Source organism: Burkholderia sp. Ac-20353, assembly GCF_017104785.1.
In the GTDB taxonomy this organism is placed as follows: domain Bacteria; phylum Pseudomonadota; class Gammaproteobacteria; order Burkholderiales; family Burkholderiaceae; genus Burkholderia.
In genome coordinates this window covers 1-552 of sequence record NZ_JAAGPL010000561.1, presented here as the reverse complement: position 1 = coordinate 552, position 552 = coordinate 1, and the positions used below count along the sequence as shown (strand labels likewise).

Below are 552 nucleotides of genomic sequence, written 5' to 3'. Positions count from 1 at the left end.
ACCTGCTGTGGGCCGCGCAGACGATGAAGTGGACCTTCGACTGGAAGCCCGCCGACGTGTTCTGGTGCACGGCCGACATCGGCTGGGTCACGGGCCACACGTACATCACCTACGGCCCGCTCGCGTGTGGCGGCACGCAGGTCGTGTTCGAAGGCGTGCCGACGTATCCGGATGCCGGCCGCTTCTGGAAGATGATCGCCGACCACAAGGTCAGCGTGTTCTATACCGCGCCGACCGCGATCCGCTCGCTGATCAAGGCGGCCGAGGCCGACGACAAGGTCCACCCGAAGAGCTACGACCTGTCGAGCCTGCGCATCATCGGCACGGTCGGCGAGCCGATCAACCCGGAAGCATGGATGTGGTATCACAAGCACGTCGGCGGCGAACGCTGCCCGATCGTCGATACGTGGTGGCAGACCGAGACCGGCGGGCACATGATCACGCCGCTGCCGGGCGCGACGCCGACCGTGCCCGGTTCGTGCACGCTGCCGCTGCCGGGCATCATGGCCGCGGTGGTCGACGAGACGGGCCAGGACGTGCCGAACGGCCAGG

1 protein-coding gene is annotated in these 552 nt (G+C 67.8%); it reads left to right on the top strand.

Going from position 1 to position 552, the window contains the following annotated elements:
• A partial coding sequence (locus tag G3N94_RS41955) for an AMP-binding protein (RefSeq protein WP_205799988.1) occupies positions 1 to 552 on the top strand: 552 nt, incomplete at both ends.